The organism is Klebsiella sp. 4_1_44FAA, from assembly GCF_000238715.1.
Taxonomy (GTDB): domain Bacteria; phylum Pseudomonadota; class Gammaproteobacteria; order Enterobacterales; family Enterobacteriaceae; genus Klebsiella; species Klebsiella pneumoniae.
The window spans coordinates 360486-379569 of record NZ_JH414799.1; the positions used below are offsets into that span (position 1 = coordinate 360486).

Consider the following 19084-nt stretch of genomic DNA (forward strand, 5'->3'; position numbering starts at 1 on the left):
CCTCAGCTTCCCCGCGGTGATGGCGGGGAAGTCAATGCTTTCTCTTCTGCGATTTCACCGCGCATCCACTGACTTACCGCCTGATTAACCATCGCCAGCACGCTGAGCAGCAGCATCCGCTGCTGCGCTTCCAGCCGCAGATAACGGCGCAGCGGCGGCATTTTACAGACCACTTCGCTGGCGGCCCAGGGTTCAATGCTGCAGCGCCAGCCGCTACTATCAAAGGTCAGCGAAAAGCGGCGGTAATCCAGCTCGCTTAAGGTCTGCTGGAGATTAGGAAAACCGTTGAGATAGCCAGCGAGTTCCGCGCTGTCTTTGCCGCCGATAAAGCGGATCGGCTGGCGTTTCCACCAGCCGGATTGATGGGCGCGAATGTTACCGCGCACGGGCCGGGTCACCGGCCCCTCGACGACAAACTCGCAGCTGTGAATGCTGGCCATAAACAGCCGCTTCTGACGCACGCTGAAGGTGACGGCGGTGGCGTCGTTCAAGCGCAGCAGCGCGCTGCGTTCGCTCAGCTTTTCGCTGGGCCAGCCCGCCAGATCGCGCTGCACCGCGTTCATTAACGGCGTTTCAAACCAGGGGACGGAGGACATCTGGCGTCATCTCCCCGCGGGTCTGTTTTTCATAATTGTTGATGGCGCGCTCCACCACCTCTTCCACTACCAGCGGCTTGAACGGATTGACGCGCTGCACGCACACCGTCCAGAACAGGGCGTAAGCGGCGGTCATGCCGAGCATTATGCCGAACGGCACCAGCACCTGGCGGCTGTCCATCCCGGGCGGCGTGATATTGACGATAGCGATGATGATCCCGACGCTGGAGATAATCTGCGGCAGCGGGAACCACGGCGAGCGGTAGGCGCGCGGCAGGTCCGGGCGGCGAATGCGCAGCATCACCACCGACAGAGTAACCAGCAGATAGGCGACGCCCCAGGCGCAGACCGCGGCGAGGATCAGCGGCACGATGCGGTCCAGATCGCCGTTCAGATACCAGGCGTGCAGGCAGGGGATCGCCACCCCGATGGCAATGGCGATCACCGGCGTCTTAAAGCGCGGATGCAGCCAGGTCAGGAAACGGGGCAGCGCGCCGTCCAGCGCCATGCCGTAGATAATACGCGGCACGGCGGCCATCAGCGTATTGATGGTGGCGCAGCCGGCCAACAGTAGCCCGACCCCCAGCCAGTACTGGCCGGCGTGGCCCATCACCCGTTCGGCGAAGGCCGGGATCGCCATCGGTGTATCCAGCAGATGGACGTTGTTGGCCGCGTCGAGCACGGTATTCTCCACCTGGCGGTTGATCGCCGCGCCGTAGATAAACATGCAGCTGGCGACCCCCAGCAGGCCCAGCGCCATCGCCCGCGGTATGGTGCGGTGGGCCTGTTTGATCTCCGGCGCCATCGGCGTCACCAGTTCGCAACCGACGAACATAAACATCGCCATGCCGATATAGCCGAACAGGCCGTTGATATCGCTAACGTTCAGCGGCGTGCCGAACCAGCCGGAAAGATGAGTCACCGGCGCCATAAAAATGCCGCACAGGCCGAAAATGGTCAGCGTGGTCCACATGCCGAAGGTCAGCACCACTTCGACCTTGCCGAAGATTTCCACGCCGATGGCGTTGAGCAAGCCGAAAATCACCACCATGCCGACGCCCACCATCCAGGTGTTCTGGTGAGCGGCCATCTGGGCGTTAATCGACTCGAAGTTCACCAGCGCCATAATGCCCGCCAGGATCGTCTCCGCCGTCCCGGCGAAGATATGGACGATCAGATAGGCGCACAGCGCGCCGGTGATAGCGAAGAAGCGGCCCATGCCGCAGGAGATATAGTCGTACACCGAACCGGTGGTGGGAATGAGCGTCGCCGCCTCGGCAAAGGTGGTGACCTGCGCCTGCATCATAATAAAGGCCAGCAGCACCGCCAGCGCGAAGGTATCGCCGCCCATGCCGAAGCCGCTGGTGACCGTCAGGATCACCGGGCTGGCCATGATCAGCCCGACGGAGCTGGCGAGGGTGGTCGGGAAGCCGACGACGCCGCGCTCAAGATGGCTGGCGAGTCTGTTACTAAACATAGTCAACCTCTGCACAATAATGGGGTAGGGCAGGGAATAGCCAGCGCCACTCCCGGATAGTCATAATTTAGGCGGGCATCCTGCTCAACGAATATCGTCCGGAAGGTGGAGGGCGGCGCATGATTCTGTGACGCAGTCGATGAATGTCGCGGCGGATAAACAATATGACCCCGAAAACCGGGGCCATCCGTCTTGCCACGTTGCGCCTGTTTCTGCCGGATGGCGGCTGCGCCTTATCCGGCCTACGGTCCGTGCGGCCTGCCTTTAATTTATTCACCATGCTGACTGAAACTGCCGGTGTTGGCGGCCTCAAAACCCCCGGTGGCGCCGCTTACCGGGGCCTCCCCTGTGCGCTCCCTGCGCCACGAGAGTCCCCCAGGCCCGTGCAAGCGCAGCGCCGCCGGGCATTATCAGTTTGTTAGCGGGTCTCGACGTTCGCCAGGTAGTGCTTCACAAAGCGCGGCGTCAGAATTTTCCACTCCACTTCGGTGCCCTGTTTAACAAACCAGCTGTCGCCCGGCGCAAAGCGCTGCGGCTCGCCGCCGGCGACGGTCAGCTCCACTTCGCCCTCCAGCACGGTGGCGTGCTCGGTAAACGGATAGGTCATGGTAAAGCTCCCCTCAGTGGACGAAAACAGTCCGCAGGTAAAGGCGTCCTGCGGCTCGCCGTAGATCATCGCGCCCGCTACCTGCGGGTCGCCGGCGGTCGGCGTCGCGCCGAGCAGGCTGACGCTGCCGATCGGCTGCAGATCAGGTACCGGGTGTTTAAGTTTAAAAGCGTGCATAGCGTTCTCCTGGTTAACTCCGGCCTTTCCAGAAACCGGCGGTTTGATGCATCAGTTTTCCGGCCGTGACTAATAGCAAGCGCAGACTGTCACGACCGTGGATGGTCGCGTGGGGGATGCTGCTTAGCAGGCGATAGCGGTCGGAACCGCCGTTGATCCCTTCGGCGAGGATTTTGCACACGATGTGCGACGGGGTGACGCCGAAGCCGGAGTACCCCTGGACGTAAAAGACGTTGTTGTGATCGCGTAGGGTGCCGATCTGCGGGAACAGATTGGCGCTACAGGCCATCGGCCCGCCCCACGCAAAATCGATCTTCACATCCCTGAGATAGGGGAAGACCTCCGCCAGCAAGGTGCGGTTCCAGGCGGCGAAATCGTTCGGCGTATACTCCACAAAGCGGGTGGCGCTGCCGAACAGCAGGCGGTTTTCCCGGGTGACGCGGTAGTAGTTAATTACCGGGCGAATATCGCTGAAGGCGCCGCGCAGCGGGCTGATGCGCTCGATCAGTTCATCGGAGAGCGGCTCGGTCGACACCTGGTAGGAGTAAGTGACCAGCGTCTTGTTGTAGATCTCCGGCTCCATATTGTTGAGGAAGCTGTCGCAGGCCCACAGCAGTTTGGCGGCTTTGACGCTGCCCATCGCGGTGCGTACCCGCACCTGTTTGCCGTAATTCACTTCCACCACCGGCGAGGATTCGAAAATCTTCACCCCCAGCGAATGGGCGGCCTGCGCCGAACCGAGCAGCATATTGAGTGAATGGATCTGGCCGCCGCCCATATGTTTCAGCGCGCCGCAGTAGACCTCGGAGCCTACCACCTGCTGCACCTCTTTTCCGGTATACAGTTCGATCTCTTCATCCGGGGTAGCGGCTTTAAACTCCTTCTCCCACTGGCGCAGCGTTTTAAGCTGTCGCTGGTTATAGGCGAGATAGCCGTAGCCGGGCACGAAATCGGCGTCGATGTTATATTTGCGGATGCGTTCGCGAATGATGCCCGCGCCGAGGTTGGCGATTTTAAACAGCGTCTCCAGCCCCTCTTTGCCGACGTGCTTTTTTACCGCTTCGATATCGTGGCCGATACCGGCCATCACCTGGCCGCCGTTGCGCCCGGTGCCGCCGTAGCCGAGATGGCGCGCCTCCAGCACTACCACGTTGGTGATCCCCTGTTCCGCCAGCTCAAGGGCGGTGTTAATGCCAGAGAAGCCGCCGCCGATAATTACCACATCGGCTTCAATATCTTCCCGTAGCGCCGGGAAATGGAGGTGATATTTCTTCGTCGCGCCGTAGTAGTTCAGCGCATCGATCTTGATGTTCATCGCGTTACCCTGTGGTCTTGCCTGGCTCAAGACCCTCATCACAGCACGCCGCGCGGGCGTTGAATATCGTCCGGAAGAATGACGTTCTTTAGAACGATAGGCTGCGGCGGGAAGCCGTGCTGTGATGGGTTAACTTTGCTGAAAAACGGGTGCTGACGATGAGCGAGATAACCTTACTGGCGGAAGTGACCGCCTTCTTACGCCAGCCGCACGGGCAGTTTATTGCCGGTCAACGTGAGGCGGGCCGCGGCGCGCCGTTCGCGGTGATCAACCCGGCGACCGGGCAGGCGATTGCCGAGGTCACCGCGGCGGATAGTGACCAGGCGGATCGCGCTATGGAGAGCGCCCGCCAGGCGTTTAGTCAGTGGCGCGAGATGCCGACGCTGGCGCGCGGCGCGCTGCTGCTGAAGCTGGCGGACACGCTGGCAGAGCATCGCGAAGCGCTGGCGCAGCTGGAAAGTCTCTGTTCCGGCAAAACTATCACGCTGGCGCGGATGCTCGAGCTGGACCAGTCGGTGGCGTTCCTGCGCTACTTCGCCGGCTGGGCGGGGAAAGTCACCGGTGAAACGCTGGATGTCTCGCTGCCATCGATGGCCGGGGAGAAATATACCGCCTTTACCCGCCGCCAGCCGCTTGGGGTGGTGGTTGGCATCGTGCCGTGGAACTTCTCCATCATGATTGCCATCTGGAAGCTGGCGGCGGCCCTGGTCTGCGGCTGCACCATCGTCCTCAAGCCGAGCGAATATACGCCGCTGACGCTGCTGCGCGTGGCGGAGCTGGCAAAAGCGGTGGGTATCCCGGATGGGGTGATTAACGTGGTCAACGGCGCCGGCGGCGAGATTGCCCAGCGGCTGATTACGCATCCGGCCTGCGTCAAGGTGAGCTTCACCGGCTCGGTGGCCACCGGTGAAAAAGTCCAGCAGTCGGCCAGTGCGTCAGGTAAACGGGTGACCCTTGAGCTGGGGGGCAAAAACGCCGCGCTGTTCCTCGATGACCTGACGCCGGAGGCGATGGTCAACGGCATTATTGAAGCTGGCTACCTGAACCAGGGGCAGATTTGCGCCGCTGCGGAACGTTTTTATCTGCCGCAGGGAAAACTGGATGCGGTACTGGCGCTGCTGAAAGACAAGCTCAGCGCTTTTGCGCCGGGGTCGCCGCTGGATGAACGGACGCTGATGGGGCCGCTGGCCAACCGCCAGCAGTATGACAAAGTTTTGCGGCTCATTCAGACCGCCCGCGACGAGGGCGATACCATCGTCTGCGGCGGCGAAGCGCTGCCGGGGGAGGGCTATTTCCTGCAGCCGACCGCGGTCAAAGTGCGCAGCGAAGAGAGCACCCTGATGCGCGAGGAGACCTTCGGTCCGGTGTGCAGTTTTATCGGCTATCGCAGTGAAGAAGAGGCGCTGGCGCGGATGAATGCCTCACCGTATGGCCTGGCGGCCAGCGTCTGGTCGGATAATATTCGTCAGGCGCTACGCTACTCGGAGGCGATTGAGGTCGGCATCGTATGGGTCAATATGCATACCTTCCTCGACCCGGCGGTACCGTTCGGCGGCATGAAGGGCTCGGGCATCGGGCGCGAATTCGGCAGCGCGTTTATCGATGATTATACGGAGCTGAAGTCGGTGATGGTGCGCTATTAATCGCCGTTCAGCGACATAGCGCTGTCATGTGTCGCTTTGCGCCAGATAGGCAACACATTGTGTGCCTTCTGGCCTGCAACCCGGGCGGTGCACGGCATCGCTTCCGGGACGCTTTTCCCGTCACGGATCCTTTCTTCCCCTCCTAATCCGCCATTGCCGTAAAAAAAATCAGCAGATTATCTTTTTTGCCCGCCAGGACTTGTTTGACATTAGATAATGAGTATAGTTCTCATTCTCTTTTTCATTCGTAATTTTGGCAAGGTTCGAGCTGCGCCAGTGAGTCGTTCACTAAGAGTCGCGAAGGCGTAGGGTGACGTAAAGACAGCAGGCTGGAAACACACAATATCGGCCGCTGCGCGTCCATCGGGTCATTGATTTTTTATAGGGTTGATCCAATGAAATACACACTTCCGGCGTTGACGCTGGCCATCAGCGCGGCGTTAAGCGGCTGCGCGACGCCTCATTCCTCTGCCGTTTCCCAACCGGTTGTCGACTCGCCAGTCCCTAACGTGGCGCAACCGCTGCAGCGCCAGCTAGCGGAAGGGCTGTACGAGATGGCGTTAAGCCCGCAGGGTGATGCGCTGTACGTCGCCAGCGCTGAAGGCTTTAAAAATGTACAGGGCGGGGCGGTTTACACACTGGATCCGCACACCCTCAATACCATCGGCCTGACGCATACCGATCTGAAAAACTTCGCTTTACAGCTCTCTGCGGAGGGTAAAACGCTGTATGTCAGCAATTCGCTGGACGGCGGCATCAGCGCTATCGACACCGCCACCGGCAAGGTAAAAAACCGCCTGCTGTTCAGCGAGCGCAATGAAAAAGGTCGCCCTTATGGGGCCCGTCAGCTGCTGTTGCTGAATAATACTCTCTACGTTGGCGCGGTCGCCGATCCGGCGCAAATCTGGGTGGTTGACGCCACTACCCTGAAGCTGAAAACGCGGATTAAAAATACCGGTAAATGGATGACCGGCCTGCACTACTCCGCGCAAACCGGTCGCGTGTACGCCGCTAACGGCAGCGGTGAAATTCTGGTGATCAACCCGCGTAACCAACGCATTGAACAGCGCTGGAAGCCGCTGGGCGACAAGCCGGCGCTGCTGCTTAATATGGCCGAAGATAGCGACACCGGCCGTCTGTTCGTGACCGACAACTCGAAAGCGAAAACCACTCTGGTGCTGGATATCCACAGCGGCAAGCTGCTTAAACAGCTCGACGTCGGCGATTCGCTGGCGGTGCAGTTCAATAAGAAACGCCACGAAATTTATATTTCACAGCGTGAATCCGGCAAGGTCATCAGCCTTGACGCCAGCCGCTACACGCTGAAGAAAAGCTGGGCGCTGCCGGCCAATCCCAACAGCCTGCTGCTTTCCGCCGATGGTCAGACGCTGTTTGTCACCGTCAAACAGCCCTTCAATAAAGACCACTCCACTAAAGGCCCGGACAGCGTCGTACGTATCGACCTGAACGCGCAATAAAAATAACGGGTCCGGCGACGGGCCCTTTGATTCATTTATCCTCATCCATGGGGCAAATTATGCACACCACGCACTATTCATCCTTCCCGCTGCGTAAAACGCTGCTGGCCTTAGCCATCGGCGCCGCCAGTCAAACGGCGATGGCCGCGGACGCTGCCGCCGCGAAGCAGCCTGGCGAAGAGACCCTCATCGTCGAGGCTAACGAAACCAGCGATTTTAAATCCGGCGGCGACCTGGTGGTTCCGGCATTCCTCGATGGCCAGATCGCCCACGGCGGCCGTCTGGGGATGCTTGGCGAACAAAAAGCGATGGACGTCCCGTTTAACGTCATCGGCTATACCTCGAAGCTGATTCAGGATCAGCAGGCGAAAACTATCGCCGATGTCGTCAGTAACGACGCTGGCGTGCAGGCCGTACAGGGCTACGGCAACTTCGCCGAGACCTATCGAATCCGCGGGTTTAAGCTCGATGGCGATGACATGACGATGGGCGGCCTGGCGGGCGTGGTGCCGCGTCAGGTGATGGACACCCAGATGCTGGAGCGCGTTGAAATTTTCAAAGGGGCTAACAGCCTGCTTAACGGCGCGGCCAGCAGCGGCGTCGGCGGGATGATTAACCTCGAGCCGAAGCGGGCGGAAGATCTGCCGACCGCACGCGTTGGCGTCGACTATACCTCTGATTCTCAGGTGGGCGGCACCCTCGACCTGGGGCGCCGTTTCGGCGACAACAACCAGTTCGGCGCCCGGGTCAACCTGGTGCACCGCGAGGGTGAAGGCGCTATCGATAATGATAAACGCCGTACCACGCTGGCTTCGCTGGGGCTTGATTACCGCGGCGACCGTTTCCGCTCCTCGCTCGATTTCGGCTATCAGAAGAAAACGTTCCACGGCGGTACGATGGGCGTCAATATCAGCGGCGTGGATTTCGTTCCGGCGCTGCCGGACAACAGCAAAAACTACAGCCAGAAGTGGGGCTATAGCGATATTGAAAGCGAGTTCGGCATGGCGAAGGCAGAATATGACCTGACCGATAGCTGGACGGTATACAGCGCCCTCGGCGGCCAGCATTCGCATGAAATTGGTACCTACAGCGCGCCGAAGCTTCTGAATAAAAACGGCGATGCGACGGTGGGCCGCCTGGATACTAACCGCATTATCGACGCGATCAGCGGCATGGGCGGGGTACGCGGCGATTTCAATACCGGCGCGATTTCGCATAAGGTGAACCTCGGCTATGCGGCGCAGGTGCATACCGATGCGACCGCCTGGCGGATGTCGGCCAGGAACCCGACCACTAATATCTATGACAACCATGATGTGGCGATGCCGGATAACGCCTATTTTGGCGGCAACTACCACGATCCGCTGGTCACCTCGCGCAGCCGTACGCAGGGCTGGCTGTTGAGTGATACCCTCGGCTTCTTTAACGATAAAGTGCTGTTTACCGCCGCTGCTCGTCATCAGAAAGTGGTTGTGCGCAACTACAGCAACGCCACCGGGCTGGAAGATACCTCTTCGCGTTATACCCAAAGCCGCTGGATGCCGACGTTTGGCCTGGTGTACAAGCCGTGGGAGCAGCTGTCGCTGTATGCTAACCATACCGAAGCGCTGCAGCCGGGCTCTGTGGCGCCGACGACGGCGGCCAATGCCGGGCAGAGTACCGGGATCGCGCACTCGAAGCAGGACGAAGTGGGCGTCAAGATCGACTACGGTACGATCGGAGGATCGCTGGCGCTGTTTGAAATCAAAAAACCGAACGCCATTTCCGATACCGCTGGCAATTACGGCCTCGACGGCGAGCAGCGTAACCGCGGCGTAGAGATGAACGTCTTTGGCGAGCCGATGCTGGGACTGCGTCTTAACGCCAGTACCGTCTGGCTGGATGCCAAACAGACTAAAACCGCTGAAGGCGCAACCGACGGTAAAGATGCCATCGGGGTGGCTAACTTCTACGCGGTACTCGGCGCCGAATATGACATCAAGCCGGTGGAAGGCCTGACCGCCACCGCGCGCGTCAATCATAGCGGCTCGCAGTATGCCGATGCGGCCAATACCAAGAAGCTGGATAGCTACACCACCCTGGATTTAGGCCTGCGCTATCGTATGCGTCTGAACGCCGACCAGAACGAAATGATCTGGCGCGTCGGGGTGACCAACGTGACCAACGAGAAGTACTGGTCTGGCATTGACGATACCGGTACTTACCTGTTCGAAGGCGATCCGCGTACCGTCCGCGTCTCAATGAGCTACGACTTCTGACGCTAAAAAAAGCGGGGCGGGCGGCTGACGCTCGCCCCACGCAACTTGCGACAATCCCCCCTAAGTGATAAAAGGTGCCCCTTCACAAAAACACACAGGGGAACGACGTGAAAGACGCGTCAACGTCGTCGGAGACCGTCACGGAAAGTGGCCCGACGCTTCATCGCGGTTTACAGAACCGACACATTCAACTTATCGCCCTTGGCGGCGCGATTGGCACCGGCCTGTTTCTCGGCATTGGTCCCGCTATCCAGATGGCCGGTCCGGCGGTCTTACTGGGCTACGCCGTGGCCGGGATTGTCGCTTTTCTGATCATGCGCCAGCTGGGCGAAATGGTGGTGGAAGAGCCAGTATCCGGTTCCTTTGCCCACTTTGCCTATAAATACTGGGGGCCGTTCGCCGGCTTTCTCTCCGGCTGGAACTACTGGGTGATGTTCGTGCTGGTAGGGATGGCGGAGCTGACCGCCGCCGGGATCTATATGCAGTACTGGCTTCCCGACGTGCCCACCTGGGTTTGGGCGGCGGCTTTCTTCATCATTATTAACGCCGTCAACCTGGTCAACGTACGCTTGTATGGCGAAGCGGAGTTCTGGTTCGCGCTGATCAAGGTGCTGGCGATTATCGGCATGATTGCCTTCGGCCTGTGGATGCTGTTCGGCGGCCACGGCGGCAGCAAAGCCGGGTTCGACAATCTGTGGAAACACGGCGGCTTCCTCGCCACCGGCTGGCACGGACTTATTCTGTCGCTGGCGGTGATCATGTTCTCCTTCGGCGGGCTGGAGCTTATCGGCATCACCGCCGCCGAAGCGCAAAACCCGGAAAAGAGCATTCCAAAAGCGGTCAATCAGGTGGTCTATCGTATCCTGCTGTTCTATATCGGTTCGCTGGTGGTGCTGCTGGCGCTCTACCCGTGGGTGGAGATCAAATCCGACAGCAGCCCGTTTGTGATGATTTTCCATAATCTGGACAGCAAACTGGTGGCCTCCGCGCTGAACTTCGTCATTCTGGTGGCCTCGCTGTCGGTGTATAACAGCGGCGTGTACTCCAACAGCCGGATGCTGTTCGGCCTGTCGGTGCAGGGTAATGCGCCGAAATTTCTCGCCCGCGTCAGCAAGCGCGGCGTGCCGGTGAACTCCCTGCTGCTCTCCGGAATTATCACTTCGCTGGTGGTGGTGCTGAACTACCTGCTGCCGCATGAAGCGCTGGGGCTGCTGATGGCCCTGGTGGTGGCGACGTTGCTGCTGAACTGGATCATGATCTGTATGGCGCACCTGAAGTTCCGCGCCGCCCAGCGCCGCAAAGGGCGCGAATCGAAGTTCAAAGCGCTGCTGGCGCCCGCCAGCAACTACTTCTGCATTGCTTTCCTTGGGCTGATCCTGGCGCTGATGTGCACTATCGACGGCATGCGTCTGTCGGCGATCCTGCTGCCGGTGTGGATCCTGTTCCTGTTTATCGCCTTCAAACTGCTGCGCCGCCCGGCGTAAGCGAGATGCCCCGCCGTCCGGCGGGGCTGCCTGCCTTTTTATTGTGATCCTCTTCGCAGGCGGCGCATTTGCCTGGCGATCTTCTTTTTGTAATCGATTACTTTTGTTTTGAGCGGTTTTGTAATCGATTACTTTTCTGAGGGCGAGCAACATGGTCACAACAACAGAAGGTCGGGAAAGTGCCCGCGTGAGCCACCGTTTTCTGGTGCCGCGGCTGTCGTTAATGATGTTTATGCAGTTTTTTATCTGGGGCAGCTGGTCGGTGACCCTGGGGCTGGTGATGACCCGGTATGAGATGTCATTGCTGATCGGCGATGCGTTCTCCGCCGGGCCGATCGCCTCAATCTTGTCTCCCTTTGTGCTGGGGATGCTGGTGGATCGCTTTTTCGCCTCGCAGAAGGTGATGGCGGTGATGCACCTGGCCGGGGCGGCGATCCTGTGGTTTGTCCCGCAGGCGCTGGTGGCGCAGAACGGCGCCCTGCTGATTGGCCTGCTGTTCGGCTATACGCTGTGCTATATGCCGACCCTGGCGCTGACCAACAATATCGCCTTCCACAGCCTGGCCAATGTCGATAAAACCTTCCCGGTGGTCCGCGTGTTCGGCACCATCGGCTGGATTATCGCCGGGATCTGCATCGGGGTGACCGGTATCTCTGATACCACCGGCATCTTCACGCTGGCGGCGCTCTGTTCGGTCGCGCTGGCGCTCTACAGCCTGACGCTGCCGCACACCCCGGCGCCGGCCAAAGGCATGCCGGTTCAGTTTCGCGACCTGCTGTGCGCGGACGCCTTCGCGCTGCTGAAAACCCGCCATTTCCTGATTTTCTCCCTCTGCGCCACCTTAATTTCCGTGCCGTTAGGCACCTATTACGCCTATACCGCGTCGTATCTGGCGGATGCCGGCGTCAAAGATGTCAGCACCGCGATGTCCTTCGGTCAGATGTCAGAGATCGTCTTTATGCTGGTGATCCCGTTGCTGTTCCGTCGCCTCGGGGTGAAATACATGCTGCTCATCGGCATGGCGGCGTGGTTCGTCCGCTACGCCTTTTTCGCTCTCGGAGTCAGCGAGGAGGGGCGCTTCCTGCTCTATCTGGGCATTTTGCTGCACGGCGTGTGCTATGACTTTTTCTTTGTCGTTGGCTTTATCTACACCGATCGCGTGGCGGGCGAGAAGGTAAAAGGCCAGGCGCAGAGCATGATTGTGATGTTCACCTACGGGATCGGCATGCTGCTGGGCTCGCAGATCTCCGGCGCGCTGTATAACCATCTGGTGGCCGGCCAGAGCGTGCCTCAGGCCTGGGTGACCTTCTGGTGGATCCCGGCGGTGGCCGCCGCGGTTATCGCGCTGATTTTCCTTTTCTCTTTCCAGTACAACGAGAAAGAGCCGCACTAATTTTTCAGGAGGGGGTATGAAAACGATTAAGGGACCGGGCATTTTTCTGGCGCAGTTTATCGGGCCGCAGGCGCCGTTCAACACCCTGGCGGGGATAGCGCAGTGGGCCGCCGGCCTGGGGTACAAGGCATTGCAGATCCCCTGCAACCACCCGGCGATTTTTGATGTCGAGCGGGCGGCGGCGAGCCAGACCTACTGCGACGAGGTCAGCGGCATCCTGGCGGAGCATGGGCTGGTGATCAGCGAGCTGTCCACTCACCTTGAAGGACAGCTGGTGGCGGTGCATCCAGCGTATGACGCGGCGTTTGATGCCTTTGCCCCGGCGGCGCTGCATGGCGATCCGCAGGCGCGCCAGCGCTGGGCGGTGGAGAAAGTGCGCCAGGCGGCGGTAGCCTCCGGCCGCCTGGGGCTGCAGGCGCACGCGACCTTTTCCGGGGCGCTGGCATGGCCCTTTTTTTATCCGTGGCCGCCGCACAATCAGCCGCTTCTGGATGAGGCCTTTGCCGAGCTGGCCCGGCGCTGGCGGCCGCTGCTGGACCTCTTCGACGAGCAGGGGGTCGATGTCTGCTATGAGATCCACCCCGGCGAAGACCTGCACGATGGCGTGACCTTTGAGCGTTTTCTCGCGCTGGTGGATAACCATCCGCGCTGCAATATGCTCTATGACCCGAGCCACCTGCATCTGCAGCAGATGGACTACCTGACCTATATCGATATCTATCATGCGCGTATTAAAGCGTTTCACGTCAAGGACGCCGAATTTCGCCGCAACGGGCGCAATGGCGTCTACGGTGGATACCAGCCCTGGCAGCAGCGGGCCGGGCGTTTCCGCTCTCCCGGCGACGGGCAGATCGACTTCAAAGGGGTGTTCAGTAAGCTGACCGAATATGATTTTGCCGGCTGGGCGGTGCTGGAGTGGGAGTGCTGCCTGAAGGATAGTGAGACCGGCGCGCGCGAGGGCAGCGAGTTTATCCGCCGCCATATCATTCCCGTTGCCGGACGGGCCTTCGATGACTTTGCCGCCGGCGGGAGGGAGTAACATGATTCAGGTTGCGATTATCGGGGCAGGGTTTATTGGCCCGGCGCATCTGGAGGCGCTGCGGCGGCTGGGAGATGTCGAGGTGGTGGCGCTGTGCGACAGCCGCCTTGAGGCGGCGCAGCGCAAGGCGCGAGCGCTGAACATTGCCCATGCCTACGACAGCGTGGAGGCGCTGCTGGCCCATCCGGGGCTGCAGGTGGTGCATAACTGTACGCCCAACCATCTACATGCCCAGATTAACCGGCAGATCCTCGCCGCCGGGCTGCACGTCTTCTCGGAAAAGCCGCTGTGTATGACGGCGGAGGAGGCGCGGGAGCTGGTGGCGCTTGCCGCCCGGGCCGGCGTGGTGCATGGCGTCAGCTTCGTCTATCGCCAGTTCGCTATGGTCCAGCAGGCGGCGGCGATGATCCACCATGGCGAGGTCGGCGGAATCTTCGCGGCCCACGGCAGCTATCTGCAGGACTGGATGCTGCTGGAGACCGACTACAACTGGCGGGTCGATTCGGCGCAGGGCGGCGCGTCGCGGACGGTGGCCGACATCGGCTCCCACTGGTGCGATACCGTGCAGTTTATGACCGGTCGGCGGATTGTCGAGGTGATGGCGGATCTGTCTATCGTCTGGCCAACGCGTAAAGCGCCGGTCAATGGCAAAGCGACCTTCAGCGCCGTTCACGAGGCGCAGGCATATGAAACGCGGCCTGTCGATACCGAGGACTTTGGCTCGGTGCTGTTGCGTTTTGACGATGGCAGCAAGGGCAGCTTTATGGTTTCCCAGGTGAGCGCCGGGCGGAAAAACCGTCTGGCGGTGGAGATTAACGGCAGCCTCTGTTCTCTGGCCTGGGATCAGGAAGTGCCCCAGCGGCTGTGGATCGGCCACCGCGAGCAGCCGGATCGCCTGCTCAGCGATGACCCGAGCCTGCTGCGGCCGGAAATCGCTGACAGCGCCCATTACCCCGGCGGCCATATTGAGGGCTGGCCGGACGCCTTTAAGAATATGATGGGGCATTTTTATCAGGCGGTGCGCGCCGGGAAGATGCCGGCGGCCGGGGCCCGGCGCTTCGCCGCTTTCGACGACGGCGCCGATGTGATGTACATCATCGAGGCGATCGTCAAAAGCCATCAGCAGCAGCGCTGGGTCAGCGTCGAACGCTGAGCGCAGGCGGGGCGCAGGATTATTTCACCCCAAGATAGCCGTCGAGATAGGCACCGGAGAGCTCGTTGCCGAACAGGACGGCATCTTTATTTTCCATCGCATTATCCCATTTGTCGCTGGCATTGCCGGTGAAGGCGTGCTCGGTGCGGGTGCCCTGCGCCGCCTGCTGTTTGATGGCTTCCGCGGTGCGGCGGGCATCACTTTCGCTCATGCCAGCGGCTTTATCCTGCTGTCCGCGGGCATACATCGCCGTAAAGGTCGGCAGGTTTAAACGGTAATTTTCCTGGCGGTTGACGGTGAAGTTGCCGCCGACAAAATCGGACCGGTGGGCGACGAAGGCGTAGGCATGGCGTTCCGGTGACGATTTTGACGAGGTGCAGCCGGTGATCGTTGCCAGGGCATAGCTGAGGGCGAGAACCGCGGTGGAGAGCCTCATGGGGATATCATCCTTAATCATAAAAGAAAAAATGGGGCGCAGGCGGTCTGTTGCGCCTCCTGCGCTAATGAGAATATGAAACGGCAAAAGGATGCGCGTTAACGGGGCGGGAGAGAAGCCCTGATTATTAATAGTTTTCCGGGACACCGTCTCGCTGAGCTACGCTTTCGCGCCAGGCTGGCAGGCCAATCAGAGGTCATTTATGATAGCCTGCAGGATCCACCTCTATCGCAGGAAGTGCAGGGTTTATGTCTATTCAGAAAATTGCTCGTCTGGCCGGCGTCTCGGTGGCCACGGTGTCGCGGGTGCTGAACAACAGCGATACGGTAAAAGCCAAAAACCGTGAGCGCGTGCTGCAGGCGATCAAAGAGAGCAACTATCAGCCGAACCTGCTGGCGCGTCAGCTGCGAACCGCCCGCAGCAATATGATCCTGGTGATGGTCTCCAATATCGCTAACCCCTTTTGCGCCGAGGTGGTGAAGGGGATAGAAGAAGAGGCGGAGAAGAATGGCTACCGCATTCTGCTGTGTAACTCCGGGTCGGATCTGGCCCGCTCGACCTCGGGCCTGCAGCTGCTCTCCGGCAAAATGGTCGACGGCATTATTACCATGAACGCGCTCTCCAGCCTGCCGGAACTGACCACCATGATTGGCGATGCGCCCTGGGTGCAGTGCGCGGAGTATGCCGACACCGGCAGCATCTCCTGCGTCGGGATTAACGACGTCGAGGCGGCTCAGGGGGCGGTATCCCGGTTGGCCGATAGCGGCCGCCGACGCATCGCGCTCATTAATCACGACCTCAGCTATCGCTATGCCCGTCTGCGCGAGCGCGGCTATAAAAGCGTGCTGCACGTGCACGGTCTGGCGTATCAGCAGGTGACCTACGCGCAGGATCTTAGCGCGGCGGCCGGTAAACGGGCGATGGAGCAACTGCTGTCGCGAGACGAGAAGCCCGATGCGGTGTTTGCCGTTTCGGACTCCCTCGCCGCCGGGGCGCTGCGGGCTATCGCCCAGGCCGGACTGCGGGTGCCGGAGGATATCGCGGTGATCGGCTTCGATGGCACCGAGCTGGCGGAAGTGGTCTCCCCGCAGCTCACCACCGTCGAACAGCCCTCCCGGGCGATCGGCCGTACGGCGGTGTCTCTACTGATGAAACGCATCGACGATCCCGACGCTGCCGTCGAGCGGGTGATGATGGACTGGCGCGTGATAGACCGCGCCAGCGTCTGAGGATCAGCGGGAGAAGGCGCCGGTCAGCGCGCGAATATCGTTGCCGGTGGGCGTTTGATGAATGCGTAAGCCAAACTCATCCACCACAGCGAAGACATGGTCGAAAATATCCGCCTGGATCCCTTCATATTCCGCCCATACCACGGTGTTGGTGAAGCAGTAGATCTCGATCGGCAAGCCGTTGGCATCCGGCGCCAGCTGGCGCACCATCAGGGTCATATCCTGGCGGATGCGCGGATGATGGCGTAAATACTCCTGCAGATAGGCGCGGAAGGTGCCGACGTTGGTCATTCGCCGCTCATTGAGAACCGACTGTTCCCCGGCGTACTGCTGGTTCCAGGCGCTTATCTCTTCGTGGCGTGAATCCATATAGGGTTTAAGTAATTTCGCCCGGATCAGGCGCTGCTGCTCCTGTTCATCAAGAAAATGAATGCTGGTGGTGTCGATGTTAAGGCTGCGTTTGATGCGGCGGCCGCCGGAGGCCGACATGCCGCTCCAGTTTTTAAACGAGTCAGAGACCAGCGACCAGGTCGGAATGGTGGTGATGGTATTGTCCCAGTTGCGCACCTTGACCGTGGTGAGGCCGATATCGATCACCGCGCCGTCGGCGCCGTACTTCGGCATCTCCAGCCAGTCGCCAAGCTTGAGCATATCGTTGGCAGAGAGCTGGATACCGGCCACCAGACCGAGGATCGGATCTTTAAACACCAGCATCAGCACCGCGGCCATCGCGCCGAGCCCGCTAATCAGGATCGCTGGCGACTGACCTATCAGTAGCGAAATAATCAGAATGCCGATAATAATCGCCGTCACCAGCTTAATTCCCTGGAATATGCCCTTCAGCGGCAGCTGTGAGGCGGCGGGAAATTTCTGCGCCAGCTTTAAAATGACATCCAGCAGCGAGAAGAAGGACAGCATGGCATATATCATCACCCATAGCTGGGCCACGGTGGTTAATATTTCCGCGGCCTCGCTGCCTTTTTGCAGCCACAGCACCGCCTGGACGTTGACGATGATCCCCTGCAGGGTAAAGGCCAGTCGGTGAAAGAGTTTATTCTGCGTGATGATTTGCAGCCACAGATGGCTGCTGGCCAGCGCCCGTTTTTCAAATGCGCGCAGGACCACTTTGTGCAATATCAGATGCACGACCACGGCGGTGAACAAGATAATGCCGAAGATAATCATCAGCGAGCGGGTGGGGGTTATTTCGATTCCTAAGGCGGCAATTTGCGATATTAATTCCTGCATAACGTCTCCTGAATATCCAGCGGGTATGATGACCGCTGGATAGCTATTATGCAAATTACCGCCGCCGGTATTACGAGGCCACCGTCGCGGGCTGTCGGTTGAGATGATGGCGTAGCCACAGCGCTATCGCCCCCAGCAACAGCATCATGGCCACCTCGACCAGCAGAAAATCAATCAGCGCCTGCGGATAGTTGCCGCCGCCGCGACGGGCCAGCGCCAGGAACAGCGAACCAAGGATAGCCGGTCCGAGACCGAGGGTCGCCTGCTGCAGGGTGCTGAGGATTGCGCTCCCGGCCCCGGCGTCGCTGGCGCTGATATCGCGCATACCAATCCGATAAAAGCTGTTGACGATCAGCGCCTGGCCATAGCCGATCAGCGCCGTGGCGGGGACCAGCGTCAGGGCGCTGGTGGCGACGCCGAAGCGGGAGAAGGTGGCGCACAGCAGCAGGAGTCCGGCGATCTGCACCGCCAGACCGGTCAGCAGGATCCGCCCCATGCTGTAGCGGGCGATAAGCCGCGGGGCATACAGCGCCGAAATAAAATAGGCCACGCCGAGGGCGATGAAGCTATTGCCGGACTGCCACGGCGCCATCCCCAGCCCCTCCTGCATGGTCAGCGCCATGCAGAACATAAAGCCGGACCAGGCGCTGAAAAACAGCAGGGCGATGGCCATCCCGAAGCGGATGCTGGTCAACTGCAGCAGACGCGGCGGCAGCAGAGGATGGTCGCCACGCTGCTGCTGGCGCAGGGCGCTCTGACGCATGGCGAACAGCAGCGGCAGGACCGCCACCAGCATCAGCTGCAGCCACAGCGGCCAGTGCAGCTCCGGACCGAGGGCCATCGGGAACAGCAGGCAGCAGAGGATCAGCGCGAGGTACAGCGTACCCTGCCAGTCAATCCGCGACGGCGTCTCGCGACGGGTTTCCGGCACATAGCGGCGGCTCAGAGCCAGCACCAGCAGGCAGATCGGCACATTGATAAAAAAGGCGTTGCGCCAGCCCAGCCCGGCGATGTCCGCCGACACCAGCCAGCCGCCGCCCATCTGACCGACGATAAAGGCGATCCCGCCGATCCCGCCATACAGGCTGATGGCCCGGGCGTGGGCGGGGCCTTTGAGGGTGACGTGCAGGGTGGCGAGGATCTGCGGCACAATCAGCGCCGCCCCGGCGCCCTGCAGGGTGCGGGCCGCCAGCAGGGCGCCGATGCTGTTCGCCATGCCGCACAGCAGGGAAGCGATGCCAAAGAGGGCGACGCCCCACATAAACAGGCGCCGGCGGCCATAGTTATCGCCAAGCTTACTGCCCATCGCCAGGCAGACGGCAAAGGCGACGCCGTACAGCGCGACGATAAGCTCCAGCTGCGTGGCGCTGGCCGCCAGGGTGTGGGTGATGGCGTCCAGCGCCACATTGGTGATCGAGGTATCAATAAGCGGCAGCATCTGGCCGCTCAGCAGCAGCAACAGACCGGCGCGGCCGGGTGAAACAGCAGACGTATTCATGGGATTCTCCATTGCGTCATTCAGCAGACCGACGTAGCATTACCGATAAATTA

15 protein-coding genes are annotated in these 19084 nt (G+C 60.4%); 8 read left to right on the plus strand and 7 right to left on the minus strand.

Features of this window, described 5'->3' with window-relative positions; translation table 11 throughout:
• Positions 1-2: 2 nt before the first annotated feature.
• The 4 genes from HMPREF1024_RS18670 to HMPREF1024_RS18655 form a co-directional block, all read right to left on the minus strand.
• The gene (locus HMPREF1024_RS18670; protein ID WP_004183274.1) at positions 3-596 is read right to left on the minus strand and encodes a DUF3156 family protein; all 594 of its coding nucleotides are present in this window, start codon (positions 594-596) and stop codon (positions 3-5) included.
• The gene (locus HMPREF1024_RS18665) at positions 574-2073 is read right to left on the minus strand and encodes an APC family permease (RefSeq protein ID WP_009308090.1); all 1500 of its coding nucleotides are present in this window, start codon (positions 2071-2073) and stop codon (positions 574-576) included. Before HMPREF1024_RS18665 ends, HMPREF1024_RS18670 begins: the two co-directional genes overlap by 23 nt.
• Before the next feature lie 418 nt (positions 2074-2491).
• Positions 2492-2857: a cupin domain-containing protein gene (locus tag HMPREF1024_RS18660; RefSeq protein ID WP_002892824.1), complete on the minus strand. Its 366-nt coding sequence runs from the start codon at positions 2855-2857 to the stop codon at positions 2492-2494.
• Positions 2858-2870: 13 nt separating this feature from the next.
• Entirely contained in the window at positions 2871-4172 is a 1302-nt protein-coding gene (locus HMPREF1024_RS18655; RefSeq protein WP_004176990.1) for an FAD-binding oxidoreductase, read from the minus strand.
• A 158-nt stretch (positions 4173-4330) separates the two neighbouring features.
• Between HMPREF1024_RS18655 and HMPREF1024_RS18650 the strand changes: the two genes are divergently transcribed.
• From HMPREF1024_RS18650 to HMPREF1024_RS18620, 7 genes are all read left to right on the plus strand, one after another.
• Positions 4331-5815 carry an aldehyde dehydrogenase family protein gene (locus HMPREF1024_RS18650; RefSeq protein WP_009308091.1) on the plus strand — a complete coding sequence of 495 codons (1485 nt, stop codon included), beginning with the start codon at positions 4331-4333 and terminating at the stop codon, positions 5813-5815.
• Positions 5816-6210: 395 nt separating this feature from the next.
• Positions 6211-7293, plus strand: a complete 1083-nt coding sequence (locus HMPREF1024_RS18645; protein WP_004147457.1) for a YncE family protein — start codon at positions 6211-6213, stop codon at positions 7291-7293.
• 59 nt (positions 7294-7352) lie between these two features.
• The gene (locus HMPREF1024_RS18640; protein ID WP_009308092.1) at positions 7353-9551 is read left to right on the plus strand and encodes a TonB-dependent siderophore receptor; all 2199 of its coding nucleotides are present in this window, start codon (positions 7353-7355) and stop codon (positions 9549-9551) included.
• 107 nt (positions 9552-9658) lie between these two features.
• Positions 9659-11035, plus strand: coding sequence for a phenylalanine transporter (gene pheP, locus HMPREF1024_RS18635; RefSeq protein WP_009308093.1), 1377 nt, complete (start codon positions 9659-9661; stop codon positions 11033-11035).
• 187 nt (positions 11036-11222) lie between these two features.
• Positions 11223-12428 (plus strand): MFS transporter, encoded by a 1206-nt coding sequence (locus HMPREF1024_RS18630; protein WP_004198867.1) that lies wholly within the window; start codon positions 11223-11225, stop codon positions 12426-12428.
• A gap of 16 nt (positions 12429-12444) precedes the next feature.
• Positions 12445-13467 (plus strand): sugar phosphate isomerase/epimerase, encoded by a 1023-nt coding sequence (locus tag HMPREF1024_RS18625; RefSeq protein WP_004178891.1) that lies wholly within the window; start codon positions 12445-12447, stop codon positions 13465-13467.
• A 1-nt stretch (position 13468) separates the two neighbouring features.
• Positions 13469-14620: a Gfo/Idh/MocA family protein gene (locus HMPREF1024_RS18620; protein WP_009308094.1), complete on the plus strand. Its 1152-nt coding sequence runs from the start codon at positions 13469-13471 to the stop codon at positions 14618-14620.
• 19 nt (positions 14621-14639) lie between these two features.
• Here the strand turns inward: HMPREF1024_RS18620 and HMPREF1024_RS18615 are convergent, their stop codons facing one another.
• Positions 14640-15056 carry an Exc2 family lipoprotein gene (locus HMPREF1024_RS18615; RefSeq protein ID WP_009308095.1) on the minus strand — a complete coding sequence of 139 codons (417 nt, stop codon included), beginning with the start codon at positions 15054-15056 and terminating at the stop codon, positions 14640-14642.
• 248 nt (positions 15057-15304) lie between these two features.
• Between HMPREF1024_RS18615 and HMPREF1024_RS18610 the strand changes: the two genes are divergently transcribed.
• Positions 15305-16285, plus strand: a complete 981-nt coding sequence (locus tag HMPREF1024_RS18610) for a LacI family DNA-binding transcriptional regulator (RefSeq protein ID WP_009308096.1) — start codon at positions 15305-15307, stop codon at positions 16283-16285.
• A 3-nt stretch (positions 16286-16288) separates the two neighbouring features.
• Here the strand turns inward: HMPREF1024_RS18610 and HMPREF1024_RS18605 are convergent, their stop codons facing one another.
• Positions 16289-17533, minus strand: coding sequence for a mechanosensitive ion channel family protein (locus HMPREF1024_RS18605; protein ID WP_002892943.1), 1245 nt, complete (start codon positions 17531-17533; stop codon positions 16289-16291).
• A gap of 70 nt (positions 17534-17603) precedes the next feature.
• On the minus strand, positions 17604-19031 hold the full coding sequence (locus HMPREF1024_RS18600; RefSeq protein ID WP_009308097.1) for an MFS transporter: 1428 nt from the start codon (positions 19029-19031) through the stop codon (positions 17604-17606).
• Positions 19032-19084 lie beyond the last annotated feature (53 nt).

What these genes read in the sequence shown, in the direction of transcription:
- HMPREF1024_RS18625 (WP_004178891.1), top strand. Translation starts at nt 12,445, where the DNA reads ATGAAAACGATTAAGGGACCGGGCATTTTTCTGGCGCAGTTTATCGGG.
- HMPREF1024_RS18615 (WP_009308095.1), bottom strand. Translation starts at nt 15,056, where the DNA reads ATGAGGCTCTCCACCGCGGTTCTCGCCCTCAGCTATGCCCTGGCAACG.
- HMPREF1024_RS18650 (WP_009308091.1), top strand. Translation starts at nt 4,331, where the DNA reads ATGAGCGAGATAACCTTACTGGCGGAAGTGACCGCCTTCTTACGCCAG.
- HMPREF1024_RS18660 (WP_002892824.1), bottom strand. Translation starts at nt 2,857, where the DNA reads ATGCACGCTTTTAAACTTAAACACCCGGTACCTGATCTGCAGCCGATC.
- HMPREF1024_RS18610 (WP_009308096.1), top strand. Translation starts at nt 15,305, where the DNA reads ATGTCTATTCAGAAAATTGCTCGTCTGGCCGGCGTCTCGGTGGCCACG.
- HMPREF1024_RS18665 (WP_009308090.1), bottom strand. Translation starts at nt 2,073, where the DNA reads ATGTTTAGTAACAGACTCGCCAGCCATCTTGAGCGCGGCGTCGTCGGC.
- HMPREF1024_RS18620 (WP_009308094.1), top strand. Translation starts at nt 13,469, where the DNA reads ATGATTCAGGTTGCGATTATCGGGGCAGGGTTTATTGGCCCGGCGCAT.
- HMPREF1024_RS18645 (WP_004147457.1), top strand. Translation starts at nt 6,211, where the DNA reads ATGAAATACACACTTCCGGCGTTGACGCTGGCCATCAGCGCGGCGTTA.
- HMPREF1024_RS18605 (WP_002892943.1), bottom strand. Translation starts at nt 17,533, where the DNA reads ATGCAGGAATTAATATCGCAAATTGCCGCCTTAGGAATCGAAATAACC.
- HMPREF1024_RS18600 (WP_009308097.1), bottom strand. Translation starts at nt 19,031, where the DNA reads ATGAATACGTCTGCTGTTTCACCCGGCCGCGCCGGTCTGTTGCTGCTG.
- HMPREF1024_RS18670 (WP_004183274.1), bottom strand. Translation starts at nt 596, where the DNA reads ATGTCCTCCGTCCCCTGGTTTGAAACGCCGTTAATGAACGCGGTGCAG.
- HMPREF1024_RS18655 (WP_004176990.1), bottom strand. Translation starts at nt 4,172, where the DNA reads ATGAACATCAAGATCGATGCGCTGAACTACTACGGCGCGACGAAGAAA.
- HMPREF1024_RS18640 (WP_009308092.1), top strand. Translation starts at nt 7,353, where the DNA reads ATGCACACCACGCACTATTCATCCTTCCCGCTGCGTAAAACGCTGCTG.